The organism is Rhizobacter sp. P5_C2 (genome assembly GCF_054049715.1).
On sequence record NZ_JBFULV010000127.1, the window covers coordinates 1 to 16,557 of the forward strand.

The following is a 16,557-nucleotide window of genomic DNA, read 5'->3' on the forward strand; positions in this document are numbered from 1 at the left end:
GCGTGACGCCGGGCTGCTGCGGCTGCTGCGGCGCTTGCTGCGGCTGTTGCGCTGCCACCRGTGCCTGCGGCTGCTGCCCCGGCGCGTTGGGCCGTTCCGGCCGCCCCCAGCCGCCTTCGCCGCGGCCGTTGTTGTCCCCGCGGCCGGCGTTGTTGCCGGCACCGTTGTTGCCAGGCCCGTTGTTGTCTCCGCGCACGAGGCTGTCGCCACGGCCCCCGTTGTTCTCGCGACGCCCCGGCGGCGGCGGCACCGGCTGCTGCGGGTTCGGCGCGAAGCTGACGCGCCCGGTGCGCGGATCCTCGACGCGGCGCCCGCCGGCCTCGCCGCGCGCCGGCATCGGCATCGGGACCGGCGCATCGACGCGCGGCCGCTCGCGGCCCATGTCGCGCAGCACGCGGTCGTTGACGCGCGTCATCGCCGGTGCCACCGGCTGGCGGCGCTCCATCACCACGGAAGGCACCACCGTCACCGCGTGCGGCATGCCGCGGTTGACGTAGTGCGTCTGCTGCACCACCGTCCCCGGGCTGTTGATGATGTTCGTGACGTTGGTGATGTTGGTCACGTGCGTCACGTTGACGTTGCGGATGTAGCGCGGGCTGACGCGGTAGCCCGGCACGTAGACCTCGCGCGGAGCGAGCGGGAACCAGCCGACCGACGGCGAGTTGCCGACCGAGATCGACAGGCTCAGGTTCGGCCCGCCCACCCAGGCCACCAGCGCGGGTGCGTACACCGGCCGCGCGATGTAGGTGCCCGGGGTCCAGCACCAGGCGTTGCGGTGCCACATCCAGCGGCCGTAGTGGAACGGCGCGAAGCCCCATGGCGCGTCGTCGACCCAGGTCCAGCCCCACGGATTCACCCAGGCCCAGTGGCCCATGCGGTACGGTGCCCAGTCCGGCGCGACGTTGCGAGGGATCCAGATCGCGCCGTAGTCGGGGCTCTGCTCCCAGCGGCCGTAGCGGTCCAGGTCTTCGACGCCGGTCATCTCGGGCGAGACGTAGCGCGTCGAGACGCTGCGCTCATCGCGCTGGTCGAGCGAGGTCACCCAGTCGGAGAACGGGTCGCGCACCGGATCGGTAATGCTGTACTGCGTCGGCGCCTCGGGCTTGTCGCGCCAGAACTCGGCGCGCTGGTTGGGCATCACGGTCAGCGCGGTGCGGTCGCCTTCGAACTGCGCCTGGCCGCTCACCACGGTGACCTGGCTGGTGTCGTCGATGCGGTCGAAGCGGTAGCTGCCGGTGCGGTCGGTGCGGAAGCGCCCTTCGCCGGTGGCCACGCCGAATTCATTGGCCGATTCGCGGGTGCGCAGGCGGGCCGACAGGCTGCCGCTGAGCAGTTGCAGGCTCAGGTGGTTGTCGTCGAGCTGCAGCACCTCGAGCTCAGTGTTGGCGGCGATGCGCAGCGTGGTGGAGCCGATGCGGATCTCGGCTCGGCCGTCTTTCTCAGTCGACAGGCGATCGCCGGTGGTGACGGGGCGGTTGCGCGCCGCGGCGATCCATTCGGCGCTCTCGGGGGCGTAGACCCAGACGGCGCCATCGACTTCCGAGAGCCGGCCGACGCGGCCCGGCGGGTCTTCGTCGGCGGCTCGCGCGGGCTGCGCGAACAGGGCCAGCAGCGAGATCAGCATCAAGCCGATCAAGAGTGGCATGACCCTCAGGCCCGGCCAGGGTGCAGGCCGGGCGCCCATGCGGGCGGATGTAGCGTTTCGGGTGCTGTTCGGCACGGCGAGCTCCTCACGTTGCATGGTCACGGTCTCGTGGGACCGTGCGGAACCGGTGAGGTTCCGGGACACACAACGTGTCAGAAGGCTTCACGGCTGACCGCAGAAACCTTTCTTCGCAAAAGTCCGCGAAGGGCTCGATCCCTCATCGCTCAGTCGTCGTCGTTCGGATCGAGGTCCGGGAACAGCACGCTGGTGAACCCGAATTTGCTGAAATCCTCGATCCGTGTGGGATAGAGCTTGCCGATCAGGTGATCGCATTCATGCTGCACGACGCGGGCATGAAAGCCCTCGGCCTCGCGGTCGATCAGCTGGCCCTGCGGATCGAGCCCGGTGTAGCGGATGCGCGCGTAGCGCGGCACGACGCCGCGCAGCCCCGGCACCGACAGGCAGCCTTCCCAGCCCTCTTCCCGCTCGTCCGACAGCGGCACGATCGTGGGATTGATCAGCACCGTCTCCGGCACCGCGGGGGCATCGGGATAGCGGGCGTTGTTCTTGAAGCCGAAGATCACCAGTTGCAGGTCGACGCCGATCTGCGGTGCCGCCAGCCCGGCGCCGTTGGCATCGTGCATCGTGTCGAACATGTCGTCGATCAGCTGCTGCAGCTCGCGGCTGCCGAGCTGCTCGCGCGGCACCGGCGGCGCAACCCGCAGCAACCGGGGGTCGCCCATCTTGAGGATCTCTCGCACGGTCATCGTTCAGCGTCCTTTGCAAAGTCGTCGCACCGAGCGCGCATTGTCGTGAATCGGACGTTGCCTTGCCGGCGTGTGCTATTTTCGGGCCGCTCCCGCGACACCCTCGATGGCCCTCCTCCGCCTCCTTCGCCTTGCCCTGCTCGTCGGGTCGGTCCTGCTGACCCCGCAGCTGCGGCTCGCGCATGCGCTGTCGCACGGGTTGCCGACGCCTGCGCACGGGCAGGCGGGCAAGGAGCGGCAGACCCAAGCCGACCCCGTCTGCGACGCCTGCCTCGCGTTCGCCCAACTCGACGCCGCGATGCCGGCGCACTTCGACTGGACAACCTCTGCCGGCGCGGCTCCGCTGGCTGCACCCTTGCCGGCCGGCGCCTGGGATGGCGCCACGCCGATCGCCACCCGCGCCCGCGGGCCGCCGACGCTGCACGCCTGATCCGTCGCCTTCCGCAGCCGGCACGCCTTTCGGGCGCATGCCGGCACCAGATCATTTGCAGACCCGTCTGCAGGACGCACCCCATGCACCTCCACCGCACCTGGGCCGCCGGCCTGGGCTCCTCGCTGGGCCTGGCCGCCGCACTGGCCTGGCCCCCGAACGCGCTCGCCGACCCGGCTTCCGACGTCGATCAGCTGAAGAAAGACATCGCCGACCTGCGCCAGTCCTACGAGGCCCGCCTGCAGGCGCTGGAGCAGAAGCTGCAGCAACTGCAGCAGGCCGCGCCCGCCACGGCACCGACGGCCGAAGCGCCACCATCCGCCGCGGCACCGGCCGCCGCCGCAGCCACCTCGGCCTCGGCCTTCAACCCGGCGATCTCGCTGATCCTCAACGGCACCTACGCCAACCTGTCGCAGGACCCGGCGCGCTACCGCATTCAGGGCTTCATGCCTTCGGGCGGAGAGGTCGGGCCCGGCAAGCGCAGCTTCCAGCTCGGCGAATCCGAACTCGGCTTCGCCGCGACCATCGACCCCACCTTCAGCGGCCACCTGACCTTTTCACTGACGGGCGACGACAGCGTCAGCGTCGAGGAGGCGGTGTTCGAGCGCCAGGGCCTGTTCGACGGCGCCACGCTGAAGGGCGGGCGCTTCCTGTCGTCGATCGGCTACCTGAACAGCCAGCATGCGCATGCCTGGGATTTCGTCGATGCACCGCTCGCCTACCAGGCCTTCTTCGGCGGCCCGCTGAAGACCGACGGGCTGCACCTGCACTGGCTCGCGCCGACCGAGCGCTTCGTCGAGCTCGGCGCCGAGATCGGCTCCGGCGCCACCTTCCCCGGCAACGACACCGGCCGCAACGGCATCGGCTCGGCCGCTCTGTTCGCGCACGTCGGCGACGACATCGGCGAGAGCGCGAGCTGGCGCGCCGGGCTGTCGGTCCTGCGCCAGCGTTCGCAGGACCGGCGCTACGACGACCTCGACGCGAACGGCGACGATCATGGCGCCTCGTTCAGCGGCCGCAGCAAGACCTGGGTGGCCGACGCGATCTACAAATGGGCGCCCGGCGGCAACGCGACGCGCGAGAACCTGAAGCTGCAGGGCGAGTACTTCCGCCGCACCGAGGACGGCACGCTGGCCCAGGCCGCCGCGGCCGGTGGCTTCAGCAGCACGCAGAGCGGCTGGTACCTGCAGGCGGTCTGGCAGTTCATGCCGCAGTGGCGGGTCGGTGCGCGCTACGACCGGCTCGATGCCGGCAGCCTCGCGATCGGCCTGGTCGACGACGGCAGGCTGAGCGCCGCCGACCTGCCGGTGCTGCAGCGCGCGACGCCGACGCGCAGCACACTGATGGTCGACTACTCGCTGTCGGAGTTCAGCCGCTTCCGGCTGCAGCTCGCGAACGACCGCAGCCGCGGCGACGCGAGCGACCGGCAGCTCTTCCTCCAATACATCATGAGCCTCGGTGCCCATGGTGCGCATTCGTTCTAGGACACCGCATGACCTCCCTTCTGAAACCCCTGCTGCTGGCCGCCCTCGCCGGCCTGGCATTGAACGCGCAGGCCGCGCTGAACGTGGTCGCCTGCGAGCCCGAATGGGCCGCCCTCGCGAAGGAACTGGGCGGCGACAAGCTCAACGTGTCGTCGGCCACCACCGCGCTGCAGGACCCGCATCACATCGAGGCCCGGCCGAGCCTGATCGCGCGCGTGCGCGGCGCCGACCTGCTGGTGTGCACCGGCATGGAGCTGGAGATCGGCTGGCTGCCGGTGCTGGTCCAGCAATCCGGCAACGCGAAGCTCTCGCCCGGCGCGCCGGCGATGTTCGAGGCCGGCCGCTTCGTCACGCCGCTGGAGGTGCCGACGCGCCTGGACCGCGGTGATGGCGACGTGCATGCGCAGGGCAACCCGCACATCCAGCAGGACCCGCGCAACATCGCGAAGGTGGCGGCTGCCCTCGGCGCACGGCTGGCGCAGCTCGACGCCGCCAACGCGGCCACCTACCAGCAGCGCCTGCAGGACTTCAACACGCGCTGGGCCGCGGCGCTGCAGCGCTGGGAGGCGCAAGCCAAGCCGCTGAAGGGCGTGGTGGTGGTCGCGCACCACAAGAACATGGGCTACCTGTGGAACTGGCTGGGCGTGCGCGAGGTCGCGACGCTGGAACCGAAGCCCGGTGTCGAGCCGAGCGCCGGTCACCTCACCGAGCTGAGCGCGCAGCTCACGCAGCAGCCGGCGAAGATGGTGGTGCGGGCCGCATATGAAGACCCGCGCGCGTCGAAGTGGCTGTCCGAGCACGCGAAGATCCCGGCCGTCGCGCTGCCGTTCACCGTCGGCGGCAACGACAAGGCAGGCGACCTGTTCGGGCTGTTCGACAGCAGCATCGCGCTGCTGCTGGAGGCATCAAAATGACCGTGGCGCCGATCGATTTCGCGATCCTCGCGCCCGCCTTCGCCGCCGGCCTGCTGGTCGTCGCGACGCATGTGCCGCTGGGCGCGCAGGTGCTGCGCAAGGGCATCGTCTTCATCGATCTCGCGATCGCGCAGATCGCCGCGCTGGGGGTGATCGTCGCCGGCCTGCTCGACATCGACCCGAGCGGCTGGCAGGTGCAGGTGGCGGCCGCACTCGCCGCGCTGGCCGGCGCGCTGCTGCTGACCTGGACCGAGAAGAAGTGGCCCGACGTGCAGGAGGCGCAGATCGGCGTGCTGTTCGTGCTGGCCGCCACCGCCGGCATCCTGCTGCTGGCGAAGAACCCGCACGGCGGCGAGCACCTGCGCGACCTGCTGGCCGGCCAGATCCTGTGGGTCAGCTATGCGCAGCTGGCGATCCCGCTGGTGGTCACGCTCGCGATCCTCGGGCTGTGGTTCGGTGCGCGCGCGCTGGTCGAGCGGACTGGCTTCTACCTGCTGTTCGCGCTGGCGGTCACGGTGTCGGTGCAGCTGGTCGGCGTGTACCTGGTGTTCGCGACGCTGATCGTGCCGAGCCTCGGCACGCGCCAGCACCGCGCATCGCGGCGGCTGGCGCTGGCGTATGGCATCGGGGTGGCGGGCTATGCGATCGGGCTCGCGTTGTCGTCGGCGTTCGACCTGCCGGCGGGGGCGTTGATCGTGTGGTGCCTGGCGCTGCTGTCGATGGCAGTGCACGCCGTGGCGCCGTCACGCTAGCAGGGCACGCAGCGCCACCTCGTCGATCACCTCGACGCCCAACTCGCGCGCCTTGTCGAGCTTGCTGCCGGCCTCTTCGCCGGCGACGACGTAGTGCGTCTTCTTCGAAACCGAGCTGCTGACCTTGCCGCCAGCCGCCTCGATCGCATCCTTCGCCTCGTCGCGCGACCAGGTCGGCAGCGTGCCGGTCAACACCAGCGTCTTGCCCAGCAACGGGCGCGGGCGGTCGTCGGCCTCGCCTGCGCTTTCCTTGGGTTGCACGCCGGCCGCCAACAGCTGCTCGACAACCTCGCGATTGTGCGGCTGGGCAAAAAAAGTGTGGACGCTCGCCGCGACGATGGGACCGACGTCCGGCACCTCCAGCAACTGCTCGACGCTGGCCTTCATCAGCTTGTCCAACGTACCGAAGTGGCGCGCCAGGTCCTTGGCCGTTGTCTCACCGATCTGGCGGATGCCCAGCGAGAACAGGAAGCGCGCGAGGGTCGGCGCCTTGCTTTTCTCCAGCGCGTCGACGATGTTCTGCGCACTCTTCTCGGCCATGCGGTCCAGGGCCGCCAGCTTCGCCTTCCCTTCAGATTCAGCGAGCTTGTAGAGGTCGGGCAGGCCGAGCACGATGCCGGCATCGACGAGCTGCTCGACGAGCTTGTCCCCCAGACCCTCGATGTCCATCGCGCGACGGCCGGCGAAGTGCAGCATGGCCTGCTTGCGCTGGGCCGGGCAGAAGACCCCGCCGGTGCAGCGGTACTCGATGCCCCCCTTCTCGCGGGTCGCCTCGCTCTTGCAGATCGGACAGGCAGGCGGCATGCGGAAGTTCGGCACATAACCCGCGCGCGCGCCCGGCACGCGGCCGACGACCTCGGGAATCACGTCGCCGGCGCGGCGAATGATGACCTTGTCGCCCACGCGCACGCCCTTGCGGCGCATCTCGAAGATGTTGTGCAGCGTCGCGTTGCTGACCGTCGTGCCGCCGACGAAGACCGGGTCCAGCCGCGCCACCGGCGTCAGCTTGCCGGTGCGGCCCACCTGCACGTCGATGGCCAGCAGCGTCGTCACCTGCTCCTGGGCCGGGTACTTGTGCGCCACGGCCCAGCGCGGTTCGCGGGTCTTGAAGCCGAGCGTCTGCTGCAGCTCGCGCGAGTTCACCTTGTAGACGACGCCGTCGATGTCGAAGGGCAGGCCGTCGCGCGCCTCGGCCACGCGCTGGTGGAAGGCGACGAGGCCGGCCGTGCCGGTCGCCACCGTGCGCAGCTCATTGACCGGCAGGCCGAAGCCCGCCAGCGCATCCAGCAGGCCCGATTGCGTCGCCGGCAGCGCCCAGCCTTGCACCTCGCCCAGGCCGTAGGCATAGAAGCTCAGCGGCTTGTCGCGCGCCTGGCGCGAATCGAGCTGGCGGATGGCCCCGGCAGCGGTGTTGCGCGGGTTCACGAAGGTCTTGTCGCCCTTGCTGCGCTGGCGCTCGTTCAGCGCCTCGAAGGCGTCGCGGCGCATGTAGACCTCGCCACGCACCTCCAGCACCCGCGGGGCGTCACCGTTGAGACGCAGCGGAATCTGGCCGATGGTGCGCACGTTGTGCGTGACGTCCTCGCCGGTCTCGCCGTCGCCACGCGTCGCCGCCTGGACCAGCACGCCGTCTTCGTAGCGCAGGTTGATGGCAAGGCCATCGAACTTCAGCTCGGCGTTGTAGTCGACAGGCGCATCACCCTCCTTCAGTCCCAGCTCGCGGCGCACGCGGGCGTCGAAGGCGATGGCGCCCCCCTCGGTCGTGTCCGTTTCCGTCGTGATGGACAGCATGGGCACGACGTGGTGCACCGGTGTCAGCCAGGGCAGCACGGCACCGATGACGCGCTGCGTCGGCGAGTCCGGTGTCAGCAGCTCAGGGTGTGCGGCCTCGATGGCCTGCAACTCCTGGAAGAGCTTGTCGTACTCGGCGTCCGGCAGTGCGGGCGCGTCGAGCACGTAGTAGAGGTGAGCGTGGTGGTTCAGCTCCGCACGCAGCGCGGCGGCGCGCTCGGCGAGCTGCGTTTCTTCAGGGGTCGGGGAGGAAGTCGGTGCCATGCCGCCAGTTTAGAGGCCGGCATGGACGTTTCCGCCGCCGCGTCAGGCCGGTGCGAAGGTCGCGGTGACGTTGTGCAGCATGTAGTTGCGGATCTCGCAGGTGTCGCGGGCGCCGGAGCCGCTGCACGCGCCGCCCCAGCCGCGGAACACCTGGCCGGCCTTCGGCACGGCGCTCAACACGATCGTCGTGTACTTCGTGTAGATCGCGTTGCAGCTGGCGCCACCCGGGACGCAGTTCATCGTCCCTGCCGTGCCGCGCACCTCGTTGCCCACGCTGCCCTGGCCGGTGACGGTGACCCGGATCGGGCGGCTCGGGTAGTAGGCGTCCAGATCCGCATCGACCCAGGTCTGCACCCACGGGTCGGTGGCCAGGCTCTCGGCGACCTCGGAGATCGGCTCGGCACCGGCAGAAGCCACCACGGCCGGTTCGGTCGCCTGCCCCACCGCCACGGCCTCATCGGTCGCAGCGGGTGCCTCGCCCTGGTCACCACCACCGCCGCCGCATGCGGTCAGCAGCACAGCCAGCACGCAGGCGCCGGCGCTCTTGCTCAAACTCTTCATTCCCTGCTCCAACCACGTCCGGACTGGCACCATCGCCAGGTCCGCGTGACCTGATCTGTTTCGGCCCCGGCGCCACTTCATTGAGCGGTCTGTCGGGCCTGTTCGCGATCAAATGAGCCTTTCGAGAATTGCTCCCGAAAGGCGAAAAAATGCAAGAAGCCCGGCCGTGCATCGCACCGCCGGGCCTCGTCGGATGGACTCGATCAGCGCGTCGTGAAGGTGTCGAGCACCGCGCCGTCCTGGCCGATCGTCTTGACGCTCACCTTGCCGCCGTCCACGTCGATGCGCATGTAGTGATACGCCGCCGTGGCCTTCGCGTTCAGCGGGCCGAGGTTGTTGAAGCCGGCCAGCGCCGAGCCGCCGCCGCCGGTCACGGTGTAGACCGCGCCCTTGGCATCGTCACGCACGCCGTTCGGGCTCGCGGCATCGGCATACACCGGCACCGAGCGCTCGTAGACATGGCTGTGGCCCGAGATCACCATCTTCACCTTCGGGTGCTTGCTGAAGTCCTTGATCAGCGTCGGCCACGAGGCGTTCGGCGCGTGGCCGTCCGAGTACGAGATCAGCGGCGCATGCATCAGCACGATGGTGTTCTGGATCGCGCTGTTGGCCGTGGCTTGCGCCAGGTCGTAGCGCAGCCAGTCGAGCTGGTGCTTGTAGTAGTACGCGTCGTAGTTGCCTTCGTTGGCGGCGGTGCAGTTGCTCGAGCACTCCATCACGTCGTAGTAGTCCGAGTTCAGGCGCAGCACGATGAAGTGCGTGCCCTTGTAGTCGAACGAGTAGTACATGAAATCCGGATAGACGCCGCTGCGGGTCTTCGCGCAGGCCAGTTGGTAGAACTGGTCGTCGGTGTAGTGCTTGACGCTCGAGGTGGTCCAGTCCTTGAAGTACGCCTTGCTCTGCGTGTGGTTCGGGATGCCGACCTTCTTCGGGTCGAACACGTCGCAGAAGCCGTTGCCCAGCTTGTCCGGGTACCAGCCGTCGCCGAAGTTGTCGTCATGGTTGCCGACCACCGGGAAGTAGTAGGTCTGCAGGCCGGCGGCCGGTGTCTTGTTCTGCAGCGGCGCGATGATTTCCTTGAAGCTGCCCTTCGAGGCGTCGCTCGGGCAATCGCCGCGTTGCACCCAGTTGGTGGACTTGTCGTAGCCGGTGACCATGTCGCCGAGGTTGAACACGAAGGCGGCTGGTTCATTGACCATCCGGTTCACCAGGCCGATGTGCACGGCGTTGCCGCCGCAGCCGTTGCCCGAGCGGCTGTCGCCGTAGGCCAGGAAGCTGAAGGCACCGCCGGTCGCCGGGGGCGTGGTGGGCGGTGTGGTCGGGGGCGTCGTGGTCGCCGAGGCCGTCGTGAAGTTCCAGCTGGTCGTGCCGGCCAGCATGTTGCCCGCGGTGTCCTTGATGCCGCTCGTGCCGGCCGTCAGCGCCACCGGGTACTGCGCGGCCGTCGCGAGCGCCGCGGTCGGCGTGAAGGTCGCGGTGCTGCCGGTGCAAACCACCGTGCCCGACACCGAGCCGACCTTGAAGGTCTGGCCCGAGACCGTCGAGCAGTCCAGCGTCTTGCTGAAGGTCACCTTGACCGGCGCGGTCACCGCGACACCGGTGGCACCGGCGCCGGGCGTGGCGCTCGCCACCGTCGGCGCGGTCGTGTCGGCAACGACGAAGGCCGCGCTCACGTCGCGCGCCTGGCTCATCGTGATGCTGCAGGTGCTGGCGCTGCCGCTGCAGTCGCCGCCCCAGGCGCTCAGCCGGAAGCCGGCCGCCGGCGTGGCAGTCAGCGTGACGGCCGCGTTCGGCGTCACGTCTTCGCCGCAGTCGGCGCCGCAGTTGATGCCGCCGGCGCCCGAGGCCACCGTGCCGGAGCCGCTGGTGCTGACGTTCAGGCGATAGGTCGTGGGGCTCGTCGGCGGGGTCGTCGTGCCGGCCGGGCCGAACTTGGCCGTGACGGCGCGCGACTGGCTGTTGTTCAGCGTGCAGGTGTTGGCCGTGCCGGAGCAGGCGCCGCCCCAGCCGAGGAACACCATGCCGGTGTTGGGCAGCGCGCCCAGCAGCACCGACGTGTACTTGGTGTACTTCACCGAGCAGGCCGTGCCGCCGTTGCCGCAGTTCATCGGCCCGAGCACGCCGCTCACCATGTTGCCCACCATGCCGGGGCCGGTCACCGTGACGGAGACCGGACGGGCCGTGTAGTAGGCGCTGTCGCCGACCGCCTGCGCACCTTCGGTCACGCCGTTGGCTGCCAGTTCGGGATCGACTTCGGACCCAGCGACTGCCGTGTTGCCGCTGCTGCTTCCGCCGCCGCAAGCCGCCAGCATCATCGCCAGCGACATCGCACCGAACACCTTGTTCACCCTGTTCATTGAATAGCTCCAGACAAGCCCGGTCCAGGCCGGATCGAATGGATCGCCGGGCTGGGCTCTGGGCGGCCTCATCGGCCGCCTGTGTTGTTGATCGAGGAAGGCGCCGGCAGAACCGCCGGCGCCTGGTTGACATCAGTACTCGTAGGCGCCGATGTCGGTGGTCGCACCCTGGGCGCGCTGCACGCCGCGGGAGTCGGTCGGGACCAGCGACTGGTTCGCGCCGGCATCGATCGCCGGGCTGCCGGTCGACAGCGTCAGCGGGGTGCTGCCGGTGGTGGTCGAGAACTTCGGATCGGCCACCTTGCTGCCGCTGTCGTCACGTCCGCTCAGGGCCTTGTACTTGGTCAGCCAGGTCGCGAAGTTGACGCCGGAGAAGTCGTCGCTCGAGAAGGTCGGGTTGCCCGTGCTGGTGTAGTAGACGTTGTGGTCGAAGACCAGCGTCTTGTAGTCGGTCATCGCGTTGGAGCCGATCTTCACCACCGGCTTGGCCGACGAACCGTAGATGATGTTGTTGCCGAAATAGACGTTGGTGCCGGCCTGGCCGACTTCCGACTCGTTGGACAGGAAGATCGAACCGTGCATCAGCTTGCCGGTGTCGTAGCAGCTGTTGTTGTAGAAGCGGGCGTTGCTCGACGACGAGGTCGCGAGGCAGGCCCAGGTGGAGCCGATCACGACGTTGTTGCGAACGATGCCGTCATACGTCTCGTACCTTCCGTCGACCAGGCGGTAGTCGTCGGTCTCCTGGCCCAGCATCAGCGCATGGCCGTTGTCGGCGTTGCCGATGTTGACGAGGCGGTTGTTCTCGAAGATCGGGTTGCGGGCATTGCCCTTGGCATAGATGCCGATGTCCGGCACGTCGTGGATGTAGTTGCCGGCGACACGGACGCGGTCCGCACCGACGATGTCGACACCCTGGGCGTTGCTGCCCGGCTTGACCTTCGATGCGTCCTGCCAGATCTCGTTGTCGAGCACTTCGACGTCGTTGGAGGTGCGCACCAGCTTGACGATGTCGGCGACGCTGCAGCACAGGCGGTTGCCCACCAGCTTGACCTTCGGCGTGTCGATCTTGATCGCGTTGCCGTCGCCGCCACCGGAAGCGCTGCCCTGGATCTCCAGGCCTTGCACCAGCCAGTACATCGGGTAGCAGTCGGTGTTGCCGCTGCCGTCGCCGACAGCGTCTTCATCGCAGGCGGAGTTGTAGAAGTACACGGTCGGGCCCGAGCTCGTGCTCTTGATCACCGGGCGCTCGCCGTTGTAGCCGCGCAGCGAGATCCACTTCGTGGCGCTGCCCGCACGGCGGATCACGACGCTCTCGGTGTAGGTGCCGGCACGCACGTCGATCGTGTCGCCGGCGCTGGCCAGGCCGACGGCCTTGTTGATCGTCTTGAACGGCGTCGTCAGCGAGGTGCCGGCGTTGCTGTCGCTGCCGGTGGTCGCCACGAAGTACGCCTTGCCGGTGCCGGTGCCCGGCGCCGTGCCGTTGCCGGTACCGCCGGTGCCGCCCGAGCCGCCGCCGGTGGAGGTGGCGGTGAACGATGCGCCGACCGCAGCCGCCGCATTCATCTGCACGGTGCAGGTGCCGGTGCCCGAGCAGGCCCCGGTCCAGCCGCTGAAGCTGTAGCCGGAAGCCGGCGTCGGGTTCAGCGTGACGGGCGTGCCGGAGTAGAAGACGCTGGTGCACGACGCGCTGCACGACACGCCGGCCGGGCTCGACGTCAGCGAGCCGCTGCCGGTGACGGTGATCGCCAGCGGGTAGGTGACCGTGGGGGTCGGGGTGGGCGTCGGCGTGGGGGTCGGCGTCGGGGTCGGGGTGGGCGTGCTGTTCGAGACGAAGCTGCCGACCACCGTGCGGTTCTGGCCCATCGTGACGTAGCAGAACTCGGTGCCGGAGCACGAACCGCCGCTCCAGCCCTTGAAGGTGTAGCCGCTGCTGGCGCGGTGGCCGATCATCACCTGCGTGCCGGCCGCGAAGCTCGCGGAGCACTGGGTGCTGCCTTCACCGCAGACGATGCCTGCGGGCTGCGAGCCGATCAGGCCGCCGGCCTGGCCGGACACCGTCAGCGTGTAGCGCGTGCCGGCTGCTGCGGCAACGCGCAGCGCTTCGGCTGATTCGGAAGCACCAGCGGCATCCGCCACATCCGTGCCTTGATCCGTCGAGGACCCGCCGCATCCGGCCAGCACGGCCGTCACGCAGAACGCGCCCAACACCTTGTGAAACCAACTCATTCGATAGCTCCTCTAGCCAATCCAAACGCCGGGCCAATCCCTGCGCCCGTCGATGCGGCATCCCTGTTTCGACGGCTGGGACGGATCATTGAACGACCAGGGGTGAGGCCTGTTACGGGAGGTCAGATCAGGGGCTTTTGTTTTTGCAAGCGATCGAATGCTGTCGACACCCCCTCGTTCACGGGGGTGGCAGAGGGGGATCGCCCAATCCATCGGAAATTACGATGGAGTGAATCAGGGTTTATCCGACGCCGAACACGTATCAGGCTTTGTTACAGACTCGTGTGCAATCGCTACAAAACGGCCTGTAGCTGACGATAAGTCCTTGATTGCGCTCAGGAATAAGCAAGGCGAAAGCCTGCCAATCCGAGCGATGGGACCCCGAGCGTTCTCGAAGAAAGGGCCCGTTCGGGTTCCTATTGCGGCGACTGCTTCGCGGCCGGGGTATCGGCTTTTGGTTTGTCGCTGCGTTGCGCCGAATCCACATCGGCGGCCGGCGCGGCCGATTCCTGTTCCGCCAGGCGGCTGAGGCGGCGCCCGGCCTCGCTGTCCGGCGCCAGCCGCAGGCCCAGGTGGACCTTGTGCTGCACCCGCGACGCATCGGGCGGGTAGTACGACACCGACAGCTCCAGCCCTCCCGGGCACAGCAGCTTCACGAGGTCGTTCATGAAGGACGGGCTCTTCGGGCACTTGTCGCCATACGCGCTGGTGATCTGCGCGGACTGGCGGGCCGCGAAGGCACGCGCCTGCGCCTCGTCGGGGAAATCGGCCACGCCGTGCACGCTGATCAGCGTCAGGCTCTTCGGTGTCGCGAGCAGTTCGACGGCCTTGAACTCGGGGGCTTTGTCCGGCTTGTCGATCATCATCTCGACCATCGACGAGACGCGCGTACGCTGTTGCGTCAATTCGCCGACGGCATACGGCGCGCCGAGCTTGTAGCCGAACAGGTCGCCTTCGGGCGGGCCGGCGTGCGCGGCGCCGCACACAAGCGCGGCGAGCAGAACGACCAGCGCGCGTATCGGGTGGAGGTGGGTGCTTGGCATGCCGTTGGACTATATCTGCGGGCGACGCGCATAAAAAAAGCAGCACGTCGTGCTGCTTTGTTCTGGTGATCGAACTGGTGGGCGGTGCAGGGTTCGAACCTGCGACTTCCACCGTGTGAAGGTGGCACTCTACCGCTGAGTTAACCGCCCGAGTGTCTTTCGACTGATGTCTTCGATCACCGGCTTCGCGCAGTGCCTTGGTGGCCTCGCTGCGAAGCCACGGATTATGCCACAAGCTGTCGCCAGCCCGTCTTGCCGCCGGACGCCTTGTCGAGATCCGTGAGCTGCTTCTCGTGCGCCGCGAGTTCTTCATCGTTGGCGACGATGACCGGCAGGTCGAAGGCGCTGAAGTCGATCGCCGCGATGACGATGTCCTGCGACGAGCTGCTGCCCGCATCGATGACCAGCGAGTTCTGCCCGCGCGTCATGTTGATGTAGACCTCGGCCAGCAGCCCGGCGTCGAGCAGCGCGCCGTGCAGCGAGCGGTTCGAGTTGTCGACCTCCAGCCGCTTGCACAGCGCATCGAGCGAATTCGACTTGCCGGGGAACATCTCGCGCGCCATCAGCAGGCTGTCGCTGACGCCCGCCACGCATTCCGCGAACGGCCGGCGGCCGAGCCGGCGCAGCTCGGCGTTCATGAAGCCGACGTCGAAGCCGGCGTTGTGGATGACGATCTCGGCGCCCGCCAGGAAATCCATCAGCTCGTCGGCGATCGAGGCGAACAGCGGCTTGTCGGCCAGGAACTCGTCGGTCAGCCCGTGGATCTTCACCGCGTCTTCGTGGCTCGAGCGCTGCGGGTTGACGTAGAAGTGCTTGTTGTTGCCGGTCAGGCGCCGATTCACCATCTCGACGCAGCCGATCTCGATGATGCGGTCGCCGGATTCCGGGCTCAGGCCGGTGGTCTCGGTGTCGAAGAAGACCTGCCTCATGCGGCCACCTTCTCGGCCGACGGCAGACCACGCCGCGCCGACCAGGCGCACAGCACGATGCCGGCCCCGATCATCGGCACGCACAGCCACTGGCCCATGCTCATGCCGAGCGCGAGGATGCCGAGGAAGGCATCCGGCTCGCGAAAGAACTCCGCAATGAAGCGGCACAGGCCATAGCCGATCAGGAAGGCACCCGACACCTGTCCCATCGGCCGCGGCTTGCGCGAGAACCACCACAGGAAGGCGAACAGCAGCAGGCCTTCCATGCCGAACTGGTAGAGCTGCGACGGATGGCGCGGCAGTGGGCTGCCCGACTCGGGAAACACCATGCCCCACGGCAGGTCGGCCGGCGCGAAGCGGCCCCACAGCTCGCCGTTGATGAAGTTGCCGATGCGCCCGGACGCCAGCCCGGTCGGCACACAGGGCGCGATCAGGTCGGTGACCTGCCAGAACGGCCGCTTGCGCAGCCAGGCGAACACGCCCATCGCGGCGATCACGCCGAGCAGCCCGCCGTGGAAGGCCATGCCGCCCTTCCAGACCGCGAACACCTCCAGCGGGTGCGACGCGTAATAGCCCGGCTTGTAGAACAGCACGTAGCCGAGCCGGCCGCCGATCACGACGCCCAGCACGCCGTAGAACAGCAGGTCCTCGACGTCGCGGCGCGTCCAGCCGGCCTGCGCGTAGGGCGCCTGCCGCACGCGGATCGACGCGAGCCACAGGAAGAGCCCGAAGGCGACCAGGTAGGTGATGCCGTACCAGTGGATGGCCAGCGGGCCGACCTGCAGCGCGACGGGATCGAATTTCGGGTGAACGAGCATGGGTGTGGGGAGCCGGGCAATGCGGAAGCAGGCGAACGATACCCCAGCTCGGGCCCCCCGCTCAGCCGGTCAACGATGCGCGCACGAATCGCACGAAGCGCTCGACCACCGGCCCCGCATCGCCCGGCCACACCAGGCTGGTTTCGGACTGCGGCGCCGCGCCCGCCAGCGACGGCGGCAGCCGCCGGTACAGCACGCCGTCGCGCCGCAGCTGCGTCACCGATTCGGGCACCCACGCGAGGCCGAGCCCGGCCGACACCAGGTTGACGATGGTCTGCATCTGGATCGCCTCCTGGCCGATCACCGGCGTCGCGCCGTGCCGGTGGTAGAACGCGACCACCGCGTCATGGATCGACGGCGCGATCGCCCGCGGGAAGATGATCAGCGGCTGCGCCAGCAGGGCCGGCAGCGACAGCCGGCGCGCGCCCGCCAGCTGCGATGCGGCCGGCAGCGCCAGCACCAGCGGTTCGGTGCCGAGCGACAGGTGCTCGAGCGCCGGCGCCGGCAGCATGCCGGGCGCATGCAGCACGAAGCCGGCGTCGGCCTCGCGCTGGGCGAGCGCGGCGAGCTGCACGT

The 16,557-nt window shown here is 68.7% G+C and carries 14 protein-coding genes and 1 tRNA gene; 4 read left to right on the forward strand and 11 right to left on the reverse strand.

Features of this window, described 5'->3' with window-relative positions:
- Together ACXJLU_RS29190 and def are read right to left on the reverse strand one after the other, a co-directional pair.
- On the reverse strand, positions 1-1,645 hold a 1,645-nt coding region (locus tag ACXJLU_RS29190), incomplete at its 3' end, for a DUF6600 domain-containing protein (RefSeq protein WP_457337055.1).
- Positions 1,646-1,869: 224 nt separating this feature from the next.
- The gene (gene def / locus ACXJLU_RS29195; protein WP_457337057.1) at positions 1,870-2,412 is read right to left on the reverse strand and encodes a peptide deformylase; all 543 of its coding nucleotides are present in this window, start codon (positions 2,410-2,412) and stop codon (positions 1,870-1,872) included.
- Positions 2,413-2,518: 106 nt separating this feature from the next.
- Here def and ACXJLU_RS29200 point away from each other — a divergent pair, with 106 nt between their 5' ends.
- The 4 genes from ACXJLU_RS29200 to ACXJLU_RS29215 all read left to right on the forward strand — a co-directional run bounded on the left by ACXJLU_RS29200 (position 2,519) and on the right by ACXJLU_RS29215 (position 5,992).
- Positions 2,519-2,842 carry a hypothetical protein gene (locus ACXJLU_RS29200; RefSeq protein ID WP_457337059.1) on the forward strand — a complete coding sequence of 108 codons (324 nt, stop codon included), beginning with the start codon at positions 2,519-2,521 and terminating at the stop codon, positions 2,840-2,842.
- 83 nt (positions 2,843-2,925) lie between these two features.
- On the forward strand, positions 2,926-4,326 hold the full coding sequence (locus ACXJLU_RS29205; RefSeq protein WP_457337060.1) for a hypothetical protein: 1,401 nt from the start codon (positions 2,926-2,928) through the stop codon (positions 4,324-4,326).
- A gap of 8 nt (positions 4,327-4,334) precedes the next feature.
- Positions 4,335-5,240: a metal ABC transporter substrate-binding protein gene (locus tag ACXJLU_RS29210; protein WP_457337062.1), complete on the forward strand. Its 906-nt coding sequence runs from the start codon at positions 4,335-4,337 to the stop codon at positions 5,238-5,240.
- Positions 5,237-5,992 carry a metal ABC transporter permease gene (locus ACXJLU_RS29215; protein ID WP_457337064.1) on the forward strand — a complete coding sequence of 252 codons (756 nt, stop codon included), beginning with the start codon at positions 5,237-5,239 and terminating at the stop codon, positions 5,990-5,992. The genes ACXJLU_RS29210 and ACXJLU_RS29215 overlap by 4 nt, the downstream gene beginning before the upstream one ends.
- Here the strand turns inward: ACXJLU_RS29215 and ligA are convergent.
- From ligA to ACXJLU_RS29260, 9 genes are all read right to left on the reverse strand, one after another.
- Positions 5,984-8,047 carry an NAD-dependent DNA ligase LigA gene (gene ligA, locus ACXJLU_RS29220; protein ID WP_457337066.1) on the reverse strand — a complete coding sequence of 688 codons (2,064 nt, stop codon included), beginning with the start codon at positions 8,045-8,047 and terminating at the stop codon, positions 5,984-5,986. The genes ACXJLU_RS29215 and ligA overlap by 9 nt on opposite strands.
- Before the next feature lie 42 nt (positions 8,048-8,089).
- Positions 8,090-8,608 carry an InlB B-repeat-containing protein gene (locus tag ACXJLU_RS29225; RefSeq protein WP_457337068.1) on the reverse strand — a complete coding sequence of 173 codons (519 nt, stop codon included), beginning with the start codon at positions 8,606-8,608 and terminating at the stop codon, positions 8,090-8,092.
- 203 nt (positions 8,609-8,811) lie between these two features.
- A complete protein-coding gene (locus ACXJLU_RS29230; protein ID WP_457337070.1) occupies positions 8,812-10,965 on the reverse strand; it encodes an Ig-like domain-containing protein in 2,154 nt (717 codons plus the stop codon).
- A 132-nt stretch (positions 10,966-11,097) separates the two neighbouring features.
- The gene (locus tag ACXJLU_RS29235; protein ID WP_457337072.1) at positions 11,098-13,191 is read right to left on the reverse strand and encodes a right-handed parallel beta-helix repeat-containing protein; all 2,094 of its coding nucleotides are present in this window, start codon (positions 13,189-13,191) and stop codon (positions 11,098-11,100) included.
- Between the two features lie 416 nt (positions 13,192-13,607).
- Positions 13,608-14,234 carry a hypothetical protein gene (locus tag ACXJLU_RS29240; RefSeq protein WP_457337074.1) on the reverse strand — a complete coding sequence of 209 codons (627 nt, stop codon included), beginning with the start codon at positions 14,232-14,234 and terminating at the stop codon, positions 13,608-13,610.
- A 75-nt stretch (positions 14,235-14,309) separates the two neighbouring features.
- Positions 14,310-14,384 (reverse strand) — tRNA-Val (locus tag ACXJLU_RS29245).
- A 74-nt stretch (positions 14,385-14,458) separates the two neighbouring features.
- Positions 14,459-15,163: a DNA polymerase III subunit epsilon gene (dnaQ, locus tag ACXJLU_RS29250; RefSeq protein WP_457337076.1), complete on the reverse strand. Its 705-nt coding sequence runs from the start codon at positions 15,161-15,163 to the stop codon at positions 14,459-14,461.
- Complete coding sequence (gene lgt, locus ACXJLU_RS29255) at positions 15,160-15,981, reverse strand: prolipoprotein diacylglyceryl transferase (RefSeq protein WP_457337078.1); 822 nt, start codon at positions 15,979-15,981, stop codon at positions 15,160-15,162. The genes dnaQ and lgt overlap by 4 nt, the downstream gene beginning before the upstream one ends.
- Positions 15,982-16,042: 61 nt before the next feature.
- Positions 16,043-16,557 (reverse strand): LysR substrate-binding domain-containing protein (locus tag ACXJLU_RS29260; RefSeq protein ID WP_457337080.1); only part of this gene is annotated, 515 nt, incomplete at its 5' end.

What these genes read in the sequence shown, in the direction of transcription:
- lgt (WP_457337078.1), bottom strand. Translation starts at nt 15,981, where the DNA reads ATGCTCGTTCACCCGAAATTCGATCCCGTCGCGCTGCAGGTCGGCCCG.
- ligA (WP_457337066.1), bottom strand. Translation starts at nt 8,047, where the DNA reads ATGGCACCGACTTCCTCCCCGACCCCTGAAGAAACGCAGCTCGCCGAG.
- ACXJLU_RS29240 (WP_457337074.1), bottom strand. Translation starts at nt 14,234, where the DNA reads ATGCCAAGCACCCACCTCCACCCGATACGCGCGCTGGTCGTTCTGCTC.
- ACXJLU_RS29225 (WP_457337068.1), bottom strand. Translation starts at nt 8,608, where the DNA reads ATGAAGAGTTTGAGCAAGAGCGCCGGCGCCTGCGTGCTGGCTGTGCTG.
- ACXJLU_RS29235 (WP_457337072.1), bottom strand. Translation starts at nt 13,191, where the DNA reads ATGAGTTGGTTTCACAAGGTGTTGGGCGCGTTCTGCGTGACGGCCGTG.
- ACXJLU_RS29210 (WP_457337062.1), top strand. Translation starts at nt 4,335, where the DNA reads ATGACCTCCCTTCTGAAACCCCTGCTGCTGGCCGCCCTCGCCGGCCTG.
- ACXJLU_RS29230 (WP_457337070.1), bottom strand. Translation starts at nt 10,965, where the DNA reads ATGAACAGGGTGAACAAGGTGTTCGGTGCGATGTCGCTGGCGATGATG.
- dnaQ (WP_457337076.1), bottom strand. Translation starts at nt 15,163, where the DNA reads ATGAGGCAGGTCTTCTTCGACACCGAGACCACCGGCCTGAGCCCGGAA.
- ACXJLU_RS29215 (WP_457337064.1), top strand. Translation starts at nt 5,237, where the DNA reads ATGACCGTGGCGCCGATCGATTTCGCGATCCTCGCGCCCGCCTTCGCC.
- def (WP_457337057.1), bottom strand. Translation starts at nt 2,412, where the DNA reads ATGACCGTGCGAGAGATCCTCAAGATGGGCGACCCCCGGTTGCTGCGG.
- ACXJLU_RS29200 (WP_457337059.1), top strand. Translation starts at nt 2,519, where the DNA reads ATGGCCCTCCTCCGCCTCCTTCGCCTTGCCCTGCTCGTCGGGTCGGTC.
- ACXJLU_RS29205 (WP_457337060.1), top strand. Translation starts at nt 2,926, where the DNA reads ATGCACCTCCACCGCACCTGGGCCGCCGGCCTGGGCTCCTCGCTGGGC.